The organism is Acidimicrobiales bacterium, from assembly GCA_035536915.1.
Lineage (GTDB): Bacteria > Actinomycetota > Acidimicrobiia > Acidimicrobiales > JAHWLA01 > JAHWLA01.
On record DATLNE010000012.1, the window covers coordinates 33,423 to 53,104 of the forward strand.

Sequence of the window (19,682 nt, forward strand, 5' to 3'; positions counted from 1 at the left end):
GGGCGTGGTCGGGCTGGCGTTCCCCGGCGGGCATGGGGAAGGGTGTCCCCCGTCATGCCCACGTTCATGCGGGACGACCTGCGGCTGCACTACGGCGCGCGCGGCCGGCCGGACGGGCGTCCGGTGGTGCTGATGCACGGGCTGCTGTGGTCGTCTCGCATGCTGGAGCGGGTAGCCGCCCTGCTCCCGGAGCAACGCATCGTCTTGCTCGACCTGCACGGGCACGGCAAGTCGGACAAACCCACGGACCCGATTCGCTACACGTGGGCCGAGCTGACGGCCGACCTCGTCGGCCTGCTCGACCACCTGGGCGTGGAACGAGCGGTCGTCGGTGGGTTGTCGCTGGGCGCCAACGTGGCGCTGGCCGCCGCCCACGAGCACGCCCGGCGCATGGACGCGCTGGTACTCGAGATGCCCGTGCTGCTGCGCGGGCACCGCGTCGGTCGTCCGGCCTTCTCGGCGCTGGCCGCCGCCTACGCAGGGGCGGCGCCGTTCCTGGCTCCGGCATCGAGGGTGCTCGCTCGCCTGCCTGCGCCGAGAGGGCGGCTGCCCGAGGCCGCGGCGATGCGCGACGTGGCGTCGCTCGACCCCCGAGTGGCGCGAGCGATCCTCACCGGCCTGCTGGCCGAGGCTCCCATCGCCGAGGACGAGGCCTCCCTGCGCCGCCTGACCATGCCTGCGCTCGTCATCGCCCATCGCAACGACCCGCTGCACGCCTTGGCCGACGCTCGCGACCTCGTCGCCCGCCTGCCCGACGCCACCTTGGTGGAGGCGTCCTCGATCGTGGAGTACCGCATCCGTCCGGCCACCCTCGCCCGCCACCTGCGGCATTTCCTGGCGACAGTCCCCGACTAGGCGCGCCTCGCAAGCGCGCGCAAGCAACCGTCGTTCAGTTGTCGAAGTGGGCCAGTCAGATCACCCCCGCCTCCGCTCGTTGTTCGATCCAGGCCTGGGCGCCCGGGCACGTGGCGCGCACCACGCAGTACCCGCACGTCGGACCGGGTTGCAGGCGGGCCTCCCGCTCACCCGCCTGCAACTCGATCACCTTTGCCACACCGTCGACGACGCGCCGGGCCGCGGCTGCCAGCACGTCCTCGTCGATGTCATCCCACTGGCCGTGCCCCGAGTCGAGGTACCAGCTCGCCACCCGGAAGGGCGGCACCCCGGCCCGAAGCGTCTCCAGTAGGGCGTAGTACCAAAGATCGTCGCGGTGGCCGGCCGCTGGTTGGCCGGTCTTGAAGTCGACGATCATCACGCGGGCTTCGGTCCCCTGGGCTTGGCCCAGCGCCAGGTCGACCTTTCCCCGCAACGTCACCCGACCGCCGCACAGCACGGCCGAGAGCGACGACTCCAGACGAGGCCGCCATGCGGGCTTCAGCGGCGGGAACTCGTCGGAGAACTTGTGCACCACGTCGGCGGCGTACGCCCGCAGCTCCGCCGCCTCCGTGGGTGGGGCCTCAGAGAGCCATCGACCGGGGCCCCAGTCCCAGTCCTCCTCTACCAACCGGTCGATGGCGAGGTCGACCAACGCTGCGGGCGGCGGGCACGGCCGCAGGTTGACCGACAACTCGATTGCTTTGTGGGCCACCGTCCCTCGGGCGTTGCGGGAGTTCCACCCGTCCCACGGTGACGTCTTCTCGGCGAGGTAATGCGCCTCGCAAGCGTGGACCTGCGAGAGGTCGGCCTTGCGGACAACGAGCCCGTCGGCTCCCACCCGCACTGCCGCCTCGGAGAGGCCCTCCTCCAACATCGCCCTGAGCCGTTCGGCCAAGGTGTCGGGGAACGACGGCCGCGGCCGACCGGCCGCCATCAGTTCCTCCAGCACTCGGCGCTGGGTCGGCGTCAGAGGGGAATCCTCCACGCCGACGATGTTACGGACGGGGTGAGACAGTTCGGCTTGCCCGGGACAATCCGAGGCAAGCCGCGAGGGCCACGAGGGCGGTGCCGAGGGTGCCGGCGACGTAGGTGGCGAGCACCCGCCGGGCCAGGGCGTCGACGGCCTGGCCGCCCACGTCGAGGGCATGGATGCGGGCCCGCACGGCGATGGGCGTGCCCAGCACGAGGAGCACGGCGAGCACCCCGCCGATGCCGAAGACCAGCGCCTGGCGGCGGCGCACGCCCTCGCTCGTCGGCGCACCCAGCAGGGTGGGCAGGCCCGCCACGACGGCGGCAACCAGGAGGGCGAGGCCGTTGGCGCTGCCCACGTTGCTCAGCAGGACGACGCCCAGCTTGTGGAAGAAGTCGCCGGGGTAGCGGGCCACCGCCAGGCTCTGGGCCAGGGTGCCCAGCAGCACGAGCGCCTGCACGAGCACCAAGCCGAGCCCGACGCCCGTCACTGCGCTCACCCACGCGGGAGAGGACGGCACGGCAGCCGGGACGGGCTCCCAGTCCGCCTCGTCGTCCAAGGCCTCGGGCGGCTCCGGCGCAAGGCCCTCGTCGGGCCCCAGGACAGGGACGGGATCAATCCCCGCCACCTCTTCCGCGTCGTCGTGCTCCCCGCCGGACCGTGTCTCGAACTGGTCGCTCATAGCGCCAGCCTTGCCGCTCCAGCCTTTGTTGTCACACCCCCTCGTCAAGATGGTCCTTGTGCACGCGTCGTCCCTCTCCTTCAGCGCCTTGGCCCAGGTGCTTGCCGCCGAGGTACGTCGCCACGGGCTCGTGCTGCCGTCGTTCTCGAGCCCGCCCCGGGTTGCGGGTGCCCGGAGGACCATTCGACGGCTGCAAGGCGGGGGGTTGATGGTGAGTGTCCAGGTGCGTGGCCGGTCGATCGACGACGTGCTGGGCGACATGGTCGACGGGGTCGTCGTCGCCAACGGCCTGCGCGGGCGCGAGGCCGAAGGGTGGCGACTGGCGCTGCGGGCCGCCGTGGTCCCGGAGGCGATGGCGGCATAGGTGCAGGTATGGGAGGTCGAGCCGAAAGGAGGTGGGAGTGAGTCAGCGCGGTGGCCGGCTACCGCACCTACGAAAAGGCTGGGTTCGTTCTACATGCCGGATCGCGACTCGGCGCCGGTGCCGCTGCCGGCCTTCGGGCTCGACCTCACCGGTACCGTGGACCTGCGCCCGGGTGGTGGAACACGGCAGACACGGGGGGCTTAAACCCTCCTGGCCCGAAAGGGCCGTGCGGGTTCGAATCCCGCCCCGGGCACCTCCGTCCTAGCGACGGCGGTGCGAGGTGGTCGAGCCCACGGTGCCGAAGCCCGCCAGTGCAACGACCAGAAGTGCAACCGATACGGCGACGTCCATGGACACCACGTCGGCAGCCGGAGGCCGACGCTGTAGCGCGCGCCCCTCAGGTGCCGGAGGGTTCGGGCAGCGCCGCCTCGCCCGCCACCGCGTCGGCTTCAGCTCGGACCTTGCGCCCGAGCCGGGCCAGCACGACCGCACCGACCGCGCACATGCCCGCAGGCAAGCCGTAGCCGCCGCCGAACCCCCACCGGTCGGCGACCGCCCCCACGGCGTAGCCGCCGGTCGATGAGCCGATGTCGAAGAAGGCGGTGAACGAACCGACGGCGGCGCCCCGCTCGGTCTCCGGCACGCGGTCGACGGTGAGGGCCATGAGCGCAGGGAACACCAACGAGAAGCCCACCCCGAACCCGGCGACCCCAACGAAGGCCAGGGCGGGCGAGACCTGCAAGGCCATCAACGTCAGGCCCGCCACCGCCAGCACCATGCCAGGCAGGGCGACTTCCACTCGGCCGTACCGATCGGCCAGCCGCCCCGAGACCAAGCGCACCACCAACACGCTCAGGGCGAACGTCGCGTACAGCGGACCGGAGGTGGCCATCCCCATGCGCCGGGCGTACAGGGGCGAGAACGCGGTGATCGACGTGTAGCCCACCGCCGCGGTGATGATGACGACGCCAGGCCCCACGGCGGCGGGGTGCAGGAACCGGGCGAAGCCCCGTGGCGCCACCGCCTCCAGCCGGGCGGCGGCCGCCTCGGCCGAGCGCGTCTCGGGGAGGGCCAAGGCGACGACCAGGCACACGACGGCCGAGGTGCCGGCCGCAGCCCACGTCCACCCGAACCCCCGGCTGCTCACGATGGCCTCCCCGAGGGCAGGGCCGATGGCGAGCCCGCCGTACAGGAACAGGCTGAACCGGGCCAAGTACTCCGCCCGCCGGCCCTCCGGGGCGAGGTCGGTGGCCACCGTGGCCGCCGCCGTGTAGAAGCACGCCCCGGCCACTCCCTGTGCCAAACGCAGCGCCACCGCCACCGGCACGGCCCGGGCCAGGCCGAAGCCCGCCGAGGTGACGATGAGGATCAACGGTGCGGCGGCCAGGAACAACCGACGCCCCCGCTTGTCGATCTCGCGCCCCACCGTGGGCCGCAGCAGCACCGCCGACAACGAGAAGGCGCCGACGGTGAGCCCAACGGCGGAGCGGGACCCGCCGAGCTCGCCCGTGACGAACAGCGGCAGGGCCGACAAGTAGATGCCCATGGTGACGAACTGGAACAGCGTCGCCCCGCACAGCAGCCCGAATCGGAGCCCGTTGGACGGGGAGGCGGTGCGGGCCACCGTCCTAGGCTCGTCGGCCATGGACACGACCGTCTACTTCAATCCTCGGTGCTCGAAGTGCCGCACCACCCAAGGCATCCTGGCCGAGCAGGGGATCGAGGCCGACTACGTCCGCTACCTGGAGCAGGTGCCCACCCGCGAGGAGCTGGAGCGGGTCATGAAACTGCTGGGCATCGACGACCCCCGGCAGATGATGCGCACCGGCGAGGACGTCTACGCCGAGCTGGGCCTGGCCGACGCCGACGCCGACGGCGACCGCCTCCTCGACGCCATGACAGAGCACCCCATCCTCATCGAGCGCCCCATCGTCATCCGGGGCGACCGGGCCGTGATCGCCCGACCCCCCGAACGCGTCCTCGACCTGTTGAGCGATCAGTAGCCCGGGGCGACCGGCGTCCAACTGCCGTCGCTCGACGGCCGGATCGTCCCCAACGAGTGGAACTCCTCCAGCGAGTCGTCGCGCCGCGGGTGCCCGTCGAGCGCGTGCTCGACCTCGCGCAAGGTGAGGGCCAGGTTTTGATTGCGACGCGGCCCCAGCGACTCGGCCTTGGCCCGCTCCCACAGCCCACCCACGATCTCGGTCCCCGGCACCTTGCGCCCGTCCGACGTCACGAACGTGCGGTCGCGCATCTCGCTCAGCACCGTCTTCAGGTACGCCACATGCGGCGCCTCGTCGGCCCTGATGTACGACACCAGCCGGGCCGCCTCGCCGTCGCCCGCCACCAGCGACGGGTCGGACAGCACCTCCTCGGCCCAGGCGAACACGTGGTGGGCGCTGATCTCGATCAGCAGCAGGCTCGCCATGCGGGCGATGAGCATCTCCAGGTTGGCGTCGACGGCCGGGAACATGGGTTCGGGGATGATCGGCCCCCGCGACCCGTTCGACGTGGTGATCCCCATGCGCTGGAGCATGACCTCGGTCTGGTCCTCGGTCACCGGGTGCTCGAAGGCCACGTCGCGCGCCGCGAACCACATCTGCTTGTGGCCGCCCTCGTCGCCGTAGCCCGCCTCGTCCCGTGCGTGCGCCTCGAACAGCCCGTTGTCGAGGTGCACCATGGCCGTGCCTTCCACCGGCTCGTCGAAGCACGCCTGGAAGTCGGGGATGAGTGAGTACCGGATCATGGCTCCGAACCCCTCGACGGTGCCGATGCGGGTGAGCGACGAGATGATCGGCTCCGGCACGCCCTGCGCCAGCAGGAACTTCGCCTGGGCCACGTTGGGGTACGCCTCGGGCCACGACTCCAGCAGGATGTCGAGCAGGTCGGTGCCGAACTGGGCCCGGTGCTGCTCCTGCCAGGAGTGAATGGCCGGCCACCGGTTGCGGGTGCGGGGCGACACGTAGCGCCCCTCGGCATCGAACCCGCCATGGCAGCGCACGCCGCCGGCGACGAGCCGCTCGACGATCGGCTCGCTCTCCAGAAGATCCTGGCGCGCCCACTCCACCGCGACCGTGGTCATCTTCCTAAGTGTAAACTCGTGCGTATACACTTGGCAAGGTGAACGTGCCGCAAGTCACCCGCCAACTGCTCCCCAGAGCGGAGCGCCGTGCGGCCATCCTCAAGGCAGCAGCGACCGCATTCGCCCACAAGGGGTTCGCCGCCACCTCCATGGACGACGTGGCCGCCGAAGCGGGCATCACCAAGCTGATCGTCTACCGCCACTTCGCCTCCAAAGAGGAGCTGTACGAGGCCGTGCTCGAACGGGTCTCGAAGCGCTTGGCCGAGGAGTTCGTGGCGGGCCTCGACCAGCACCCGCCCCGGGGTGTGGGGGTGCGCACGCTGCTCACCGTCGCCCGCGAGGACCCCGACGGCTTCGTCCTCCTGTGGCGTCACGCCGCCCGCGAACCGCAGTTCGCCGAGCACGCCGAGCGCTTCCGCCAACAAGCGGTCAAAGTCGCCGTCGCCATGCTGTCGCAGCGCGCACTGGGCGGCGATCGGCGCCGCAAGCGGTGGGCGGCCGAAGCGCTGATGTCGTGGCTGGTCGACGCCGTGGTCCACTGGCTGGAAGAGGGCACCGCCGATCGTGACGACGAACTCATCGAGCTCGTCTCCCGCTCGCTGCCCGCCATGATCACCGCCTGGTCCGAGGTCGACTGAACGCCTTCCGAACGTCTGTTCGATACAATCGTGGCATGCCCTCGGAGACCAAGCTCCGCTGGAAGCTGGCCGACGACCAGCTCGGCCAAGGCGCCTTCTTCGACGACGAGGAACTGGTCGAGCGTCACGTCGGCACAGGCGAGTTCCGCGGCCTGGAGTTCCTCCACGTCAACGCCCGCCGCATCGTCAACGAGGTGCCCGCCGCCTCCCGCATGCCCTTCCGCTACACCATCAACGCCTACCGGGGCTGCAGCCACGCCTGCACCTACTGCTTCGCCCGCCCGACCCACGAGTACCTCGGCCTCGATATCGGCGCCGACTTCGACAGCAAGATCGTCGTCAAGGTCAACGCCGTCGAACGCCTGCGCGCCGAACTGCGCTCGCCCAAGTGGCAGGGCGACCACATCGCCATGGGCACCAACACCGACCCCTACCAACGCTGCGAGGGCAAGTACCACCTGACGCGCGGCATCCTGCGCGTGCTGGCCGAGGCTCGCAACGACTTCTCCATCCTCACCAAGTCGACGCTCATCCTGCGCGACCTCGACCTCCTCGTCGCCGCCGCCGAGCGAACCCAGGTGCGCATCAACTTCTCCATCGGCACCCTCGACGAAGCGGTCTGGAAAGCCACCGAACCGGGCACGCCGCACCCCTGCCGTCGCGTGGAGGCAGTGCGCAAGCTGAACGACGCGGGCATCCCCTGCGGGGTCCTCGTCGCCCCCGTCCTGCCCGGCATCTCCGACGGCGACGACCAGCTGCGTGAGGTGGTGACTGCATGCGTCGGCGCAGGCGCCGTGTCGCTGTCGGCCATGTCGCTCCACCTGCGCCCCGGCGTCCGCGAACACTTTCTGGCCCGGCTGGCCGAGCAACGTCCCGACTTGGTCGACGAGTACCGCCGCCGCTACAAGGGCGCCTACCTCCCCAAGAAGGAGCAGGAGGCGCTGACCGCCCGGGTGGGCGACCTCGTCGCCCAAGCGGGCGGGCTGCCGCGCAACCGGCCCCGGCCGCTGTTCGCCGAGTCGCCTTCCGACGTCACCGAAGCCCGCCGCCGAACAGGCGCAGCACCGACGACGCCGACCGCCGAGGTCGAGCAACTGGGACTCGGCGTCTGACTCAAGCCAGCGCGGCCTGCAGCGGAGCCAGCACGGCAGTCGGCGTGACCCGCTCGACCACCACGTCGTCGCAGCCGACCCAAGCGGCTGCTTCCCGCAACGCCACGGCCAAGGCGTCCACCGCTCCCGTGGCTACTGAGACCTGCCGAGCCACCAACGTCCGCCCCGACCGGGCCGGGTCGACGCGGCCCACCAGCCGGCCCCCGGCCAACAGCGGCATGGTGAAGTACCCGTGCACGCGCAGCGGCTTGGGCACGTACGCCTCCAGCTTGTGCTCGAACCCGAACACCCGCAGGGTGCGCGCCCGGTCCCACACCAGCGAGTCGAACGGCGACAGCAACGTCGTGCGGTGCCTGCCCCGTTCGCCCAGCCGGGCCAACGCGCCAGGGTCGGCCCACGCCGCCTCCGGCCACCCCGCCACCGACACCGGCACCAACCCGCTGTCGGGCAAGGCCCCCTGCACGTCGACGACCTTGAGCCGGTAGTAGTCGGCCAGGTCTCGCACGGTCGCCACGCCCAACCGGGCTGCCGCCCGCTGCACCAACTGCACCCGGCACTCGTGGTCGTCGGGCTCCGCGTCCAGCAGCGCCGCCGGCACCACCCGCTCGGGCAGGTCGTAGACGCGCTTCCACCCCCGCCGTTCGACGCACACCACCTCACCCCACGCCAGCATGCGCTCCACGGCGATCTTCACCTCCGACCAGTCCCACCACGGCCCCCCTCGTTTGGCACCGCCCAACTCGGTGGCGGTGCAGGGCCCGTCGGCCAGCCGGTCGCGCACGATGGCGAGCGCGGTGGCCGACACCTCCCGCGACCAGTCGTAGTCGTGGTAGCGGCGCCGACGGGCGGCGAACCACGGCCAGTCCTCCATCGGCAGTACCGAGGCGGCATGGGCCCAGTACTCGAAGGCCCGAGGCGGCGCGCCCCAGTACGCCGACTCCACGGCAGCCCGGCCCACTGCGCCCAGGCGCGCGTAGGCCACCAGCTCGTGCGACCGGGCCAGCACGGAGATCGTGTCGAGCTGCACGGCACCGAGCAGTCGCAGCACGCCCTCCACGCCCGTGCGCCGGTCGACCGCACCGAGTACGCCTTGTGCGCGCAAGAAGGCGCGCCGCGCCTCGTCGGCGGAGAGGAGATCGGCCACCGCCGGATCGTAGAGTCGCCGGCCATGTTCTCCCTCGAAGATCGCGTCGCAGTCGTGACCGGTGCCTCCAGCGGACTCGGTGTGCAGATGGCCCGTGCCCTGCACGGCGCCGGCGCGCAGGTGGTCGTCGCCGCCCGCCGCGCCGACCGGCTGGAAGCGCTGGCGGCCGAGCTGCCGGGCAGCCTCGCCGTGCAGTGCGACGTCGTCTCCGACGACGACTGCGAGGCATTGGTCGCCCGCGTCCTCGACGCCTACGGGCGCATCGACGTGCTGGTCAACAACGCGGGCATCGGCGACAAGGTGCCCGCCGAGGACGAGCCCCGGGAGATGTTCCGGAACGTGGTTGCCGTCAACCTCGAAGCCGTCTTCGTCCTGTCGCAGCTCGTCGGCCGCCACATGCTCGAACGGGGCTCCGGGTCGATCGTCAATATCGCATCCGTGCTCGGCTTGGTCGGCGTGGGCCAGATCCCGCAAGCGGGCTACGCGGCGAGCAAGGGCGCCGTCGTCAACCTCACCCGCGAGCTCGCCGCCCAGTGGGCCCGCCGTGGCGTGCGCGTCAACGCCATCGCGCCGGGTTGGTTCCCCAGCGAGATGACCGGCGACATGACCACCGACGAAGACAGGGGCCTGCGCTGGATTCGCACAAAGGTCCCCATGGGCCGCCCTGGCCGTGAGCACGAGCTCGACGGCGCCCTGCTGTTCCTGGCCGGCGACGCATCGACCTACGTCACCGGCCAGACCATCGTCGTCGACGGCGGCTACACCGTGGTCTAAGGAGCAAGGACGATCTTGCCGAGCTTGCCGCCCGCCGCGAACCGCTCGTAGGCGGCGGCCACCTCGTCGAGGGGGTAGGTCGCCACCAGCGGCACCCGGTGGCGGCCCTCCTCGAACAACGGCAGCACGTGCGCCTCCATGCGCCGTGCCGCGTCGGCTTTCTGCTCCAAGGGCCGGGCTCGCAACGTCGACGCGGTGATGCGGGCCCGCTTGGCCATCAGCGCCAACAGGTTCACTTCCGCCGACGCCCCGCCGCCCACGCCGATGACGACGATGCGCCCGCCCGGAGCCAGCGCCTCCACGTTGCCTGCCATGTTCGGCCCGCCGATCAGTTCGAGCACGACATCGAACGGCCCGGCGCCGACGAAGTCCTCGGGCGCCACCACGACCGATGCGCCCAATGCCTGCACCTCGCCGCGCAACGCCTCGTTGCGCACCGACGCCACCACTCGGGCGCCCGCCGCCGCGGCGAGGTGCACCGCCGCTGTGCCGACGCCGCCTGCCGCACCCGAGATGCACACCCGTTCGCCCATCGACAGCCCGCACTGGGTGAACAGGGCGTCGTGCGCCGTCATGTAGGCCTCAGGGATGGCGCCCGCCTCCTCCCACGACAACCCCTCCGGCACGGGCATCAGCGCCCGCTCGTGGACCACCGCCCATTCGGCCTGGCCCCCGCCCGCCACCACCGCCATGACGCGGTCGCCGGGCGAGAACCGCAGGGCATCGCGCCCCACGGCCACCACTTCGCCCGCCAGCTCCAAGCCGGGGATGTCGGCGGGCACGCCGGGCGGCGCCGGGTAGAAGCCCTTGGCCTGCAGCAGGTCGGCGTTGTTGACCCCCGCGGCGCGCACCCGCACCAGCACCTCGCCCACGCCGGGCTCGGGGTCGGGGTGTTCGGCCACCGCTACTGCGCCGTCGCTGATCGTCACCGCTCGCACCGCCGCACCATAGGGAAATCCGCCGATTGCTACGAGTTCGCTGTAGAAGACGCCTGCGGAAAAGAACTCAATGACTAGCTGTGGGGGAAGGACGCCGCGGGGTCGACGAGCTGCTGCAGAAGCTCGCCCTTCGCGTGCGCCGACGCCGCAAGGAGTTGGGCCTCTCCCAGGAGGCGCTGGCCCTCAAGGCAGGCCTCCAACGCTCGCATGTCGGCCATGTCGAACAGGCCAAAAGAGACGTGAGGTTCTCCACCTTGGTGAAGCTCGCCTTTGCACTGGGCATCGACCTCGGCGAGTTGCTCAAGGGGATCGAGCTAACCCACCCGCCCGACGCCCGCTAGGTCACGGCGGTAGATCGACGCGTATCGCACCGGCGTGCCCGTCTGCGAGGCCTCGATCATCTTGCCGTCGCCCACGGCGATGCCGACGTGGTGGATGGGATTGCCGTAGAACAACAAGTCGCCCGGCTGCACCTGGGTGATCGACACCCGGCTGGTCGAGTTGAACTGGGCCTGCGACGAGTGGGGGAGGTACTTGCCGCCCGCCTTCCACGCCCACTGGGTCAGCCCTGAGCAGTCGAAGCTGTCGGGACCGTCGGCGCCCCATTCGTACGGCTTGCCCAACTGGCGCCGGGCTTCCTCCACGGCGGCGGCCGCACCGGCAGCGGGAGGCCGGGCCGGGCCGGGAGCAGGCGACGGGGATGGCGACGGCGACGGCGAAGGCGACGGCGACGACGGCGGGCGGTTGCGCCGCTGCTCCTCCTCGCGCCGTCGCGCCGCTTCTTCCTCGGCTTGGCGGCGAGCCAGTTCCGCCTGTGCCCGCTGGGCCGCTTCCTCTTCGCGTCGGCGGCGGTCGGCGTCGACCAACGCGCCCAGTTCGCCCTGGACCCGGGCCAACGTGGCCCGCTGCGCGGCCTCGGCGGCTGCCGCCTCGCGCCGCGAGCCCTCCACCGCGGCCAATGCCTGGCGGGCCGCCGCCCGTGCCGCGTCCATCGAGGCCTGCTTGGCCTTGCGATCCTGCTGGGCGGCGTGCAGTGCTTCGAGGGCGGCCTGCTCCTGGCCCACCACCGTCTCCACGTAGGTGTTGCGCAGCGCCAGGTCGTCGGAGTCGCCCGAGATCAGCATCTGCACGGCGGGCAGCCGCCCGCCGCGCACGTAGGCGTTCACCGCCTGCACCCGAAGGCGGGCCCGGGCGTCGCCCACCTCTCGCTCGACGCGCGCCAACTCCGCGGCCACGGCCGCGGCGTCGGCCTCCACCTTGTCGGCCTCGATGCGGGCGTTGTTCACCTGCTCGGCCAGCTGGCTGATGCGCTCGCCCTGTTCGTCGAGCTGCTGGGCCAGCCGTTCCGCCTCGGCCCGCTTGTCGGCCAGCGGGTCGGCCGATGCAACCGGCGCAGCCAGCGACAGCACCAGCGCCGCCGCGACGAGGGTTCGGAGGGGACGGGCCAAGAACCACCAGGCTACCTTCGGCCCTATGAGCGAGTACCGCATCGAGCACGATTCGATGGGCGAGGTCAAGGTCCCGGCCGACGCCCGCTGGGCGGCCCAGACGCAGCGCGCCGTCGAGAACTTCCCCATCTCCGGGTTGACCATCGACCGCCTGCTGATCCGGGCCTTGGCCGAGATCAAGGGCGCGGCGGCGCTGGCCAACGCCCGCCTCAAGGTGCTCGACAAGGACGTCGCCACCGCCATCTCCGAAGCTGCTCGCGAGGTGGCCGACGGGCAGTGGGACGGGCACTTCCCCATCGACGTGTTCCAGACGGGCTCGGGCACCTCGTCGAACATGAACACCAACGAGGTGCTGGCCTCACTGGCCACCGAGAAGCTGGGCAAGCACGTCCACCCCAACGACCACGTGAACGCCTCGCAGTCCTCGAACGACGTGTTCCCCTCGGCCATCCACATCGCCGCCTGCTACGGCTTGGTCAACGACCTCATGCCGTCCTTGGAGCACCTGGCCAAGTCGTTGCGCAAGAAGCAGCGGGAGTTCAAGACGGTGGTGAAGTCGGGGCGCACCCACCTCATGGACGCCACCCCCGTCACCTTGGGCCAGGAGTTCGGCGGTTACGCCCAGGCCGTGGAGATCGGCATCGAGCGCATCCAGGCCGCCCTGCCCCGGGTGGGCGAGCTTCCCCTCGGCGGCACCGCGGTGGGCACCGGCATCAACGCGCCGAAGGGCTTCGCCAAGGGCGTGATCACCCGCTTGGCCGCCGACATGGACTTGCCGCTCACCGAGGCCCGCGACCACTTCGAGGCCCAAGGCGCTCGTGACGCACTGGTCGAGTGCAGTGGCGTGCTGCGCACCATCGCCGTGTCGCTCTACAAGGTCGCCAACGACCTGCGCTGGATGGGCAGCGGCCCCCGCACCGGCCTGGCCGAGATTCGCATCCCCGACCTGCAGCCCGGTTCGTCGATCATGCCGGGCAAGGTCAACCCCGTGGTGCCCGAGGCCGTGTGCCAGGTGGTGTCGCAGGTGGTCGGCAACGACGCCGCCGTCGCCTTCGGCGGCGCCGCCGGCAACCTCGAGCTCAACGTCATGCTCCCGGTCATCGCCCGCAACCTGCTGGAGTCGATCCGCCTGTTGTCGTCGGTCAGCCGGGTCTTTGCCGACAAGTGCATCCTGGGCATCGAGGCCAACGTGGAGCGCTGCAAGGCGTATGCCGAGTCGTCGCCGTCGATCGGCACCTCGCTGAACCCCTCCATCGGCTACGAGAAGGCGGCCGAGGTCATCAAGGAGTCGACCAAGACCGGCCGCTCAATTCGGGAGCTGGTGCTGGAGCGAGGATGGATGACCGACGCCGAGCTCGACCGGGCGCTCGACACCCTGGCCATGACCAAGGGTGGAATAGTTAAGTAACTGCTTGACTGTTATGGTCAAGCGTGTGCTTGACCATCCCGACGAGGGCCTGGACCGGGTGTTCCAGGCCCTCGCCGACCCGGCGCGGCGGACGATGGTCGACCGGCTCTGTCAGGGACCGGCGTCGGTGAGCGAGCTCGCCGCGCCTCTCGACATGACGCTGGCCGCTGTCGTCCAGCACGTGCAGGTGCTCGAAGCGAGTGGCCTGGCCAGCTCGGAAAAGGTCGGACGGGTGCGGACGGTCCGCATCGAGCCCGCCGTGCTGCGGGCGGTCGAGCACTGGATCGCCCGACGGCGAACCGGCTGGGAACGCCGGCTCGACCGCTTGGGCGAGGTCCTCGACGAGACAGGAGAGCGGTCATGATCACCCACGCCAGCTTCACGTTGGAGCGCACCTACGACGTACCCCCGGAGCGGGTCTTCGCCCAGTTCGCCGACCGCGACCTCAAGAAGAAGTGGTTCTCCGGGCCGCCGGAGTGGACGAGCGTGGCCGGTGAGATCGACTTCCGGGTCGGCGGCCACGAGGTCGACGCGGGCGGCCCGCCTGGCGGTCCTGTGCACTGGTTCAAGGCGACCTTCTACGACATCGTCGAGAACGAGCGCATCGTCTACGCCTACGAGATGGCGCTCGACGACGAGCGCATCTCGGTGTCGCTCTCGACCATCGAGTTCGAGCCCGCAGGCGGCGGCACCCGGCTGGTGTTGACCGAGCAGGGCGCCTTCCTCGACGGCTACGACGATCCCGCGCTCCGGGAATCGGGCACCAAGGAGATGCTCGAAATGCTGGGCGCCGCGCTGGCGGGGGACTAGCCCAGCGCGGGCGTGCCCTCGAAGGGGCCGGGGTCGCCGGGCACCGGGAAGCTCGGCGCCGTCCAGGCCATGCGCTTGGCCAGGTTGTCGGTGATGGCCTTCCACTCGGCGGGCCGCCACCCTTCCGACGCGCCGACGAGGGTGCCGTCGATGCCGAGGTGCACGAGGGCGGGCAGGCGTTCGAGGCCGAAAGCCTTGACCGCCTCCCGCTCGGGGTCGGCGAAGGTCATGACGTTGCGGGCCCACGGGCCGAGGAACATCCGGCATTCGTCCGGGGTGGCCGTGCACAGGAATGCCACCCGCACGTCGGCCTGGTCGAACACGGTGAGGACGCGCCCTGCTGTTTCGAGGATCCAGGCGCTCTCGTGCGTGAACGGGTCGACGGCCACGAAGCACAGGTCGAACATGGTGAGCAGTTGCTCGACCGCCCGCTCCGGGCCGTTCAGTGGCGCGAGGACGAGGTCGGGAGGGGGGTTGCTTGCCACGGCGCCAGAAGGTAGCCCAGCTACCCTCGCCGCTGCGAAGCCAACGTCGTCTGTCGAAAGGAGACCCGCGTGGGTGTCGAAAGCGGGATCTACAAGGTTCTGTTGGTGCTGCACATCCTCTCGGCGATCATCGGCTTCGGCGGGGTGATGCTCAACGGGCTGTACGGGGCCCAGGCCAAGAAGCGCAAGGGGACCGAGGGCCTCGCCGTCCTGGAGTCGACGATCGGCGTGTCGAAGGTCGCCCAGAAGTTCATCTACGCCGTGTTCGTGTTCGGACTGCTGCTCATCGTGACGAGCGACGAGACGTGGAAGTTCAGCCAGCTCTGGCTGAGCGCGTCGATGGGCCTCTACATCGTGGCCGTCGGGATCTCCCATGCGGTGGTGGCCAAGAACGTCGGTCGCATGCGCGACCTCATGGCCGAGATGGCCGCAGGCCCGCCGCCCGCCGGGGGGCCGCCCCCGCAGGCGGCCGAGATGGAGCGGCGAGGCAAGACGGTGGCTGCCGCCAGCATGGTGCTCGACGTGATCCTGGTGACGATCCTGGTGCTCATGGTCTGGAAGCCGCTGTAACGTCCGCTTGATGCACCCCATCGAGCGGTTGCGCCATGTGGCCCGGGCCGAGGGCGCGGGCGCGTCGCTGCTGGTGCGGGAAGCGGCGGGGGCGTTAGCGGGTTTCGGGTCCGACCCGCCCGGCATGGTGACGGCGTGCCGGCGCTTGGTCGACCGGCACCCGGCTGTGGGGCCCATGTGGTGGCTGGCCGCCAACGTGTTGGCCGCGGGCGAACCGGTGGCCGCGGCATGGCGAGCGGCCGACGAGCTCGACAGCGACCCCACGCCCGCCGCGCTGGCCAAGGAGCTGCCCGACGACGCCACCGTCGTCGTCGTGGGCTGGCCCGAGCTGGCGGCCGACGCGCTGCGCCGGCGAGCCGACCTGGAGGTGCTGGTGGTCGATGCCGCGGGCGAGGGAGCGGGCCTGGCCCGGCGGTTGCGGGGCGCAGGGGTCGACGCCATCGACGTGCCCGACGCAGGCATCGGCGCGGCGGTGGCCGAGTCCGACCTGGTGCTGCTGGAGGCGGGCGCCATTGGCCACGACGGCTTGGTGGCGGTGGCCGGGTCGCGGGCCGCAGCGGCCGTCGCCCAGCACGCGGGCACGCCCGTGTGGGTGGTGGCGGGCGTCGGCCGTGCGCTGCCCGACGCGTTGTGGGACGCCTTGGTCGACCGGCTCGGCGCCGACACCTCGGAGCCGTGGGACCGCATCGACGAAGTCGTGCCCCTCGACTTGGTCGACGAGCTCATCGGGTCGCGTCGGGCCACCTGCGCGGTTGCACCCGAGTTGCTCAAGCCGCTCGACTGACGGCCCCGCCGAAGTTGCGTAGGAATCGCGCCGTTTTGCAGCGCGATCTGTACGCAACTTCACTGGTCGGCATGAGCCGGCGCGACCAGATCCGCATGTCCCCCGAGGAAATCGACGCCTTCCTGGCGTCGGGGCACACCATGAACGTGGCCACCATCGGGGCCGACGGCCAACCCCATCTGGCGGCCATGTGGTACGCCCTGCTCGACGGCGCCCCCGTGTTCTGGACCTACGGCAAGTCACAGAAGATCGTGAACCTGCGGCGCGACAACCGCATCACCTGCCTGGTCGAGACGGGCAAGGACTACAACGAGCTGCGAGGCGTCGAACTGGTCGGCACGGCCACCATCCTCGAGGACCGCGAGGCGATCATGGCCGTGGGCCGCGCCGTGTTCGAGCGCTACACCGGGCCGTTCTCCGAGACCGACCTGCCGGGCCTCGAACAGGTCGGTGCCAAGCGGGTGGCGGTGCGCATCGACGTGCGCAAGACGGTGTCGTGGGACCACACCAAGCTGGGCGGCGCGTACTGATCGAGGCGGCGGTATGGTCACCCGCCATGGGTGAGATCGTCGAGTTTCCGAGCAACGGCACCACCGGCCAGGGCTACCTGGCGTTGCCCGAGGCGGGCACCGGTCCTGGCGTCGTGGTCATCCAGGAGTGGTGGGGGCTGGTCGACCACATCAAGGACGTGTGCGACCGTTTCGCCGCCGAGGGATTCGTCGCCTTGGCGCCCGACCTGTACCACGGCGAGACCACCACCGAGCCCGACGAAGCGGGCAAGTTGATGATGGCGCTCAACATCGACAAGGCCGGCAAGGACATGGGCGGCGCCGTCGACTACGTGCGTGACCGGGCGGCGGGCCACGGCGTCGGCGTCATCGGGTTCTGCATGGGCGGCGGCCTGGCCCTGGTGCTGGCCGCGCAACGGCCCGACGCGGTCAAGGCGTGCGTGCCCTTCTACGGGCTCATCCCGTGGCCGGAGGCCCAACCCGACTACTCCAGGATCAGCGCCGCCGTGCAGGGCCACTATGCCGAACGCGACGACTTTTTCACGCCCGACCTGGCTCGCGGGTTGGAGGAGCAGCTGGGTGAGCTGGGCAAGGACGTCGAGTTCTTCCTCTACGACGCCCACCACGCCTTCTTCAACGACGCCCGACCCGAGGTGCACGACCCCGAGGCGGCGGCCACGGCATGGGGCCGCGCCCTGTCGTTCCTGCGGGCGCAGCTTGGCTGAGCCCGACGTCGTCGAGCGGTACCTCGTCCTCGGGCTCGCCCTGGGGCGTCACATCGACGGCTTGGTCGACGCCTACTACGGGCCGCCGTCGTTGGCCGAGCGGGCGGCGGCCGAGCCGGTGCGCCCACCGGCTGCGCTCCTCGCCGAGGCGGGGCGGCTGTTGGCCGACGTGGAAACGTCCGACCTGGAAGCGGCCCGCCGCCACTGGCTGGCCGCCCAGGTGCGAGGCCTGCGCACGGTCGCAGCCAAGCTCGCAGGCGAGCCCATCTCCTACAGCGACGAGGTGGAGGCGTGTTACGGCGTGCGCCCCCGACGCCTCGACGAAGAGGTGTTGTCGGCTGCCCACCGCAAGCTCGACGAAGTGCTCCCCGGGTCGGGGCCCGTGCGCGACCGGCTGGTGGCGTGGCGGGAGGCCCAAGCCGTCCCCGTCGACAAGCTCGACGCTGCCATCCAGTCGCTGGCCGACGACCTGCGGGAGCGCACGCAGCGGCTGTTCGGCCTGCCCGAGGGCGAGCACATCGACTTCGAGTTGGTGAACGACAAGCCGTGGTCGGGGTTCAACTACTACCTCGGCGGCCTGCACAGCCGGGTGGCGGTCAACACCGACCTGCCGGTGCTGTCGACGTCGCTGGCCCACCTGGTGGCGCACGAGGCCTACCCCGGGCACCACACCGAGCACTGCCGCAAGGAGGTGGGCTTGGTGCGGCGGCGTCGGCTGGTGGAAGAGACGATCTTCTTGGTGGGCACGCCCCAATGCCTGCTGGCCGAGGGCTTGGCCGACCTCGGCTTGGAGGTGGTCATGGGGGAGCGCCCGGAGGCGACGGTCGCCGGCCACCTGCACCCGCTCGGCATTCCCTACGACGCCGAGGTGGCGGCCCTGGTGGCCGAAGCAGGTGAGGCCATGAGCGCAGTGCGGGGCAACGCCGCCCTGCTGCTGCACGAGGATGGCGCCGATGCCGACGAGGTCGTCGACTACCTCAGCCGCTGGGCGCTGCTGCCCGAGCCCCGTGCCCGCAAGGCCGTGGAGTTCCTGTCGGACCCGACGTGGCGGGCGTACATGACGTGTTACGTCGAGGGGCTGCCGCTGTGCCGGTCGTACGTGGCGGGCGACCCCACACGGTTCGAGCGCCTCATCACCGACCAGCTCACCCCGGACCAGCTGCTGGCGAGCTGAGTTCGCGCTCCAGGTCGGCGAAGGCGTCGATGACGGCCTTGGCCTCGAACGCTCGATTGCGTTTGCCGACGTTCACCTGTTTCAGCACGCCCGCTTCCAGCAACCGCTCGACGGCGCCGTTGGCCGCCTGGAAGCTGCGCCCGATGAGCTCTGCTGCCCCCGCTGCGGTCACGACGGGGGCGCCCGGCAGCCGGCGCACGAGCAGGTCGACGGACGAGTCGGCCCGTACCTTGCCGAGCGCCTCGCGCCACTGCTTCTGGATGTCGGCGATGCGTGCTTCGAAGGCCCGGGCATCGTCGACCGCCTGTCGACAGGCAGCGGCGAACTGGGCGACCCAACTGTTGATGCCGTCGTGGGCTGCTCTCGAATCCGCCCGGCCCCGGTAGCGCGTGGCGGTCAATCCCTCGACGTAGGACGCGGACGACCGCGCCAAGGCCATCGACAGCGGAGGCAACACACGGGGAGCCACCCCTCGGCGGCGTAGGACGACGTGGCTGAGCGCTCTCCCCACTCGGCCATTGCCGTCGGCGAACGGGTGGATCGTCTCGAACTGGGCATGGGCGACGGCGGCCTGGGCCACGGCCGGAAGCGTGTCGAGGTTGCAGAACGTCAGCAGGTCCTGGACCAGCGGCGCCACATGGTCGGGCGGAGGCGGCACGAAGGATGCCCGGCACGGCGTGTACGCACTGCCGCCGATCCAGTTCTGCCGATGACGGAGGCGACCGGCGAACTCCTTGGCCCCGGGGGTGCGGGCCAGCAGCCGACGGTGGACTTCGAGCAGACCGTCGATGGTGAGGACGGGGGCAGCGGAGAGCGAGTCCACGGCCCACCGCATCGCCTCGATGTTGCCGAGCACCTCTTCCGCGGTTACGTCGTCGGCCGGCACCCCCATGCTCAGAGCGGACTCGGCGCGCAGCAGGCGGCGTCCGCCGATCTGCAGCCCCTCGATGTGCGACGACGCCACCGACTCGCTGCGCAAGAGCAGGCGTGCCAACGCTTCGGTGTCGACCAGCGCGGATGCTTCGAGGTTGAGCCGGGTTATCGCTGCCTCGGCATCGGCGACATCGGCCGCCACGTCGGCGTCGAGCATCATTCCCCGGCCCACGAGCGGGTCCGGTACGTATGCCTCGTACTCGCACCCGTGCCGGTCGCGACGCGGGAGTCCTGCCGCGGGCGAGGGTGGCCACTC

General features: G+C 70.9%; 24 protein-coding genes and 1 tRNA gene. 16 read left to right on the forward strand and 9 right to left on the reverse strand.

The genetic code is table 11. The features are described 5' to 3' along the window. Window positions 1-54 precede the first annotated feature (54 nt). Window positions 55-855, forward strand: a complete 801-nt coding sequence (locus VM938_03830; protein ID HVF74154.1) for an alpha/beta hydrolase — start codon at window positions 55-57, stop codon at window positions 853-855. A 55-nt stretch (window positions 856-910) separates the two neighbouring features. On the opposite strand, the gene VM938_03835 is transcribed toward VM938_03830, so the two are convergent. Both VM938_03835 and VM938_03840 read right to left on the reverse strand, forming a co-directional pair. After that, window positions 911-1,861, reverse strand: coding sequence for a PD-(D/E)XK nuclease family protein (locus tag VM938_03835; protein ID HVF74155.1), 951 nt, complete (start codon window positions 1,859-1,861; stop codon window positions 911-913). Window positions 1,862-1,871: 10 nt separating this feature from the next. Next, window positions 1,872-2,528, reverse strand: a complete 657-nt coding sequence (locus VM938_03840; protein ID HVF74156.1) for a hypothetical protein — start codon at window positions 2,526-2,528, stop codon at window positions 1,872-1,874. Between the two features lie 49 nt (window positions 2,529-2,577). Here VM938_03840 and VM938_03845 point away from each other — a divergent pair, with 49 nt between their 5' ends. Next, window positions 2,578-2,892, forward strand: coding sequence for a hypothetical protein (locus tag VM938_03845; protein HVF74157.1), 315 nt, complete (start codon window positions 2,578-2,580; stop codon window positions 2,890-2,892). Window positions 2,893-3,058: 166 nt separating this feature from the next. Continuing rightward, a tRNA-Leu gene (locus tag VM938_03850) sits at window positions 3,059-3,145 on the forward strand. Between the two features lie 144 nt (window positions 3,146-3,289). On the opposite strand, the gene VM938_03855 is transcribed toward VM938_03850, so the two are convergent. Continuing rightward, on the reverse strand, window positions 3,290-4,537 hold the full coding sequence (locus VM938_03855; GenBank protein HVF74158.1) for an MFS transporter: 1,248 nt from the start codon (window positions 4,535-4,537) through the stop codon (window positions 3,290-3,292). Between VM938_03855 and arsC the strand changes: the two genes are divergently transcribed. Further along, a complete protein-coding gene (gene arsC / locus VM938_03860; protein HVF74159.1) occupies window positions 4,536-4,895 on the forward strand; it encodes an arsenate reductase (glutaredoxin) in 360 nt (119 codons plus the stop codon). The two genes, VM938_03855 and arsC, sit on opposite strands and share 2 nt — an antisense overlap. On the opposite strand, the gene VM938_03865 is transcribed toward arsC, so the two are convergent. Continuing rightward, window positions 4,889-5,974 carry a hypothetical protein gene (locus VM938_03865; GenBank protein HVF74160.1) on the reverse strand — a complete coding sequence of 362 codons (1,086 nt, stop codon included), beginning with the start codon at window positions 5,972-5,974 and terminating at the stop codon, window positions 4,889-4,891. The genes arsC and VM938_03865 overlap by 7 nt on opposite strands. A gap of 38 nt (window positions 5,975-6,012) precedes the next feature. On the opposite strand from VM938_03865, the gene VM938_03870 reads away from it, so the two are divergent. Further along, window positions 6,013-6,612: a TetR/AcrR family transcriptional regulator gene (locus VM938_03870; GenBank protein HVF74161.1), complete on the forward strand. Its 600-nt coding sequence runs from the start codon at window positions 6,013-6,015 to the stop codon at window positions 6,610-6,612. Window positions 6,613-6,647: 35 nt separating this feature from the next. After that, on the forward strand, window positions 6,648-7,724 hold the full coding sequence (locus tag VM938_03875; protein HVF74162.1) for a radical SAM protein: 1,077 nt from the start codon (window positions 6,648-6,650) through the stop codon (window positions 7,722-7,724). Between the two features lies 1 nt (window position 7,725). On the opposite strand, the gene VM938_03880 is transcribed toward VM938_03875, so the two are convergent. Next, window positions 7,726-8,868 carry a crosslink repair DNA glycosylase YcaQ family protein gene (locus tag VM938_03880; GenBank protein HVF74163.1) on the reverse strand — a complete coding sequence of 381 codons (1,143 nt, stop codon included), beginning with the start codon at window positions 8,866-8,868 and terminating at the stop codon, window positions 7,726-7,728. A 24-nt stretch (window positions 8,869-8,892) separates the two neighbouring features. On the opposite strand from VM938_03880, the gene VM938_03885 reads away from it, so the two are divergent. Further along, window positions 8,893-9,642 (forward strand): glucose 1-dehydrogenase, encoded by a 750-nt coding sequence (locus VM938_03885; protein ID HVF74164.1) that lies wholly within the window; start codon window positions 8,893-8,895, stop codon window positions 9,640-9,642. On the opposite strand, the gene VM938_03890 is transcribed toward VM938_03885, so the two are convergent. After that, the gene (locus VM938_03890; GenBank protein HVF74165.1) at window positions 9,639-10,580 is read right to left on the reverse strand and encodes a zinc-binding dehydrogenase; all 942 of its coding nucleotides are present in this window, start codon (window positions 10,578-10,580) and stop codon (window positions 9,639-9,641) included. The two genes, VM938_03885 and VM938_03890, sit on opposite strands and share 4 nt — an antisense overlap. A gap of 80 nt (window positions 10,581-10,660) precedes the next feature. Between VM938_03890 and VM938_03895 the strand changes: the two genes are divergently transcribed. Next, window positions 10,661-10,921 (forward strand): helix-turn-helix transcriptional regulator, encoded by a 261-nt coding sequence (locus tag VM938_03895; GenBank protein HVF74166.1) that lies wholly within the window; start codon window positions 10,661-10,663, stop codon window positions 10,919-10,921. Here VM938_03895 and VM938_03900 read toward each other — a convergent pair. Next, entirely contained in the window at window positions 10,895-12,028 is a 1,134-nt protein-coding gene (locus VM938_03900; protein HVF74167.1) for an NlpC/P60 family protein, read from the reverse strand. The two genes, VM938_03895 and VM938_03900, sit on opposite strands and share 27 nt — an antisense overlap. A 25-nt stretch (window positions 12,029-12,053) precedes the next feature. On the opposite strand from VM938_03900, the gene VM938_03905 reads away from it, so the two are divergent. Genes VM938_03905 through VM938_03915 form a run of 3 tightly spaced genes read left to right on the forward strand, consistent with a single transcriptional unit; the run spans window position 12,054 to window position 14,246 of the window. Further along, complete coding sequence (locus tag VM938_03905) at window positions 12,054-13,436, forward strand: class II fumarate hydratase (protein HVF74168.1); 1,383 nt, start codon at window positions 12,054-12,056, stop codon at window positions 13,434-13,436. Between the two features lie 25 nt (window positions 13,437-13,461). Further along, entirely contained in the window at window positions 13,462-13,800 is a 339-nt protein-coding gene (locus tag VM938_03910; protein HVF74169.1) for a metalloregulator ArsR/SmtB family transcription factor, read from the forward strand. Further along, entirely contained in the window at window positions 13,797-14,246 is a 450-nt protein-coding gene (locus VM938_03915) for an SRPBCC family protein (GenBank protein ID HVF74170.1), read from the forward strand. Before VM938_03910 ends, VM938_03915 begins: the two co-directional genes overlap by 4 nt. Here VM938_03915 and VM938_03920 read toward each other — a convergent pair. Next, window positions 14,243-14,731 carry a hypothetical protein gene (locus tag VM938_03920; protein ID HVF74171.1) on the reverse strand — a complete coding sequence of 163 codons (489 nt, stop codon included), beginning with the start codon at window positions 14,729-14,731 and terminating at the stop codon, window positions 14,243-14,245. The two genes, VM938_03915 and VM938_03920, sit on opposite strands and share 4 nt — an antisense overlap. Window positions 14,732-14,800: 69 nt before the next feature. Here VM938_03920 and VM938_03925 point away from each other — a divergent pair, with 69 nt between their 5' ends. From VM938_03925 to VM938_03945, 5 genes are all read left to right on the forward strand, one after another. Continuing rightward, window positions 14,801-15,301 (forward strand): DUF2269 family protein, encoded by a 501-nt coding sequence (locus VM938_03925; protein ID HVF74172.1) that lies wholly within the window; start codon window positions 14,801-14,803, stop codon window positions 15,299-15,301. 10 nt (window positions 15,302-15,311) lie between these two features. After that, window positions 15,312-16,085 carry a hypothetical protein gene (locus VM938_03930; GenBank protein HVF74173.1) on the forward strand — a complete coding sequence of 258 codons (774 nt, stop codon included), beginning with the start codon at window positions 15,312-15,314 and terminating at the stop codon, window positions 16,083-16,085. Window positions 16,086-16,156: 71 nt separating this feature from the next. Then, entirely contained in the window at window positions 16,157-16,615 is a 459-nt protein-coding gene (locus VM938_03935) for a TIGR03618 family F420-dependent PPOX class oxidoreductase (GenBank protein ID HVF74174.1), read from the forward strand. A 26-nt stretch (window positions 16,616-16,641) separates the two neighbouring features. Next, window positions 16,642-17,319 (forward strand): dienelactone hydrolase family protein, encoded by a 678-nt coding sequence (locus tag VM938_03940; protein HVF74175.1) that lies wholly within the window; start codon window positions 16,642-16,644, stop codon window positions 17,317-17,319. Continuing rightward, entirely contained in the window at window positions 17,312-18,493 is a 1,182-nt protein-coding gene (locus tag VM938_03945; GenBank protein HVF74176.1) for a hypothetical protein, read from the forward strand. Before VM938_03940 ends, VM938_03945 begins: the two co-directional genes overlap by 8 nt. Here VM938_03945 and VM938_03950 read toward each other — a convergent pair. Beyond that, window positions 18,465-19,598, reverse strand: coding sequence for a Fic family protein (locus VM938_03950; GenBank protein HVF74177.1), 1,134 nt, complete (start codon window positions 19,596-19,598; stop codon window positions 18,465-18,467). The genes VM938_03945 and VM938_03950 overlap by 29 nt on opposite strands. Window positions 19,599-19,682: the final 84 nt, after the last annotated feature.

Coding starts and splice junctions, on each gene's coding strand:
- VM938_03930 (HVF74173.1), top strand. CDS start 15,312: ATGCACCCCATCGAGCGGTTGCGCCATGTGGCCCGGGCCGAGGGCGCG.
- VM938_03875 (HVF74162.1), top strand. CDS start 6,648: ATGCCCTCGGAGACCAAGCTCCGCTGGAAGCTGGCCGACGACCAGCTC.
- VM938_03840 (HVF74156.1), bottom strand. CDS start 2,528: ATGAGCGACCAGTTCGAGACACGGTCCGGCGGGGAGCACGACGACGCG.
- VM938_03935 (HVF74174.1), top strand. CDS start 16,157: ATGAGCCGGCGCGACCAGATCCGCATGTCCCCCGAGGAAATCGACGCC.
- arsC (HVF74159.1), top strand. CDS start 4,536: ATGGACACGACCGTCTACTTCAATCCTCGGTGCTCGAAGTGCCGCACC.
- VM938_03830 (HVF74154.1), top strand. CDS start 55: ATGCCCACGTTCATGCGGGACGACCTGCGGCTGCACTACGGCGCGCGC.
- VM938_03915 (HVF74170.1), top strand. CDS start 13,797: ATGATCACCCACGCCAGCTTCACGTTGGAGCGCACCTACGACGTACCC.
- VM938_03855 (HVF74158.1), bottom strand. CDS start 4,537: ATGGCCGACGAGCCTAGGACGGTGGCCCGCACCGCCTCCCCGTCCAAC.
- VM938_03865 (HVF74160.1), bottom strand. CDS start 5,974: ATGACCACGGTCGCGGTGGAGTGGGCGCGCCAGGATCTTCTGGAGAGC.
- VM938_03845 (HVF74157.1), top strand. CDS start 2,578: ATGGTCCTTGTGCACGCGTCGTCCCTCTCCTTCAGCGCCTTGGCCCAG.
- VM938_03885 (HVF74164.1), top strand. CDS start 8,893: ATGTTCTCCCTCGAAGATCGCGTCGCAGTCGTGACCGGTGCCTCCAGC.
- VM938_03940 (HVF74175.1), top strand. CDS start 16,642: ATGGGTGAGATCGTCGAGTTTCCGAGCAACGGCACCACCGGCCAGGGC.
- VM938_03905 (HVF74168.1), top strand. CDS start 12,054: ATGAGCGAGTACCGCATCGAGCACGATTCGATGGGCGAGGTCAAGGTC.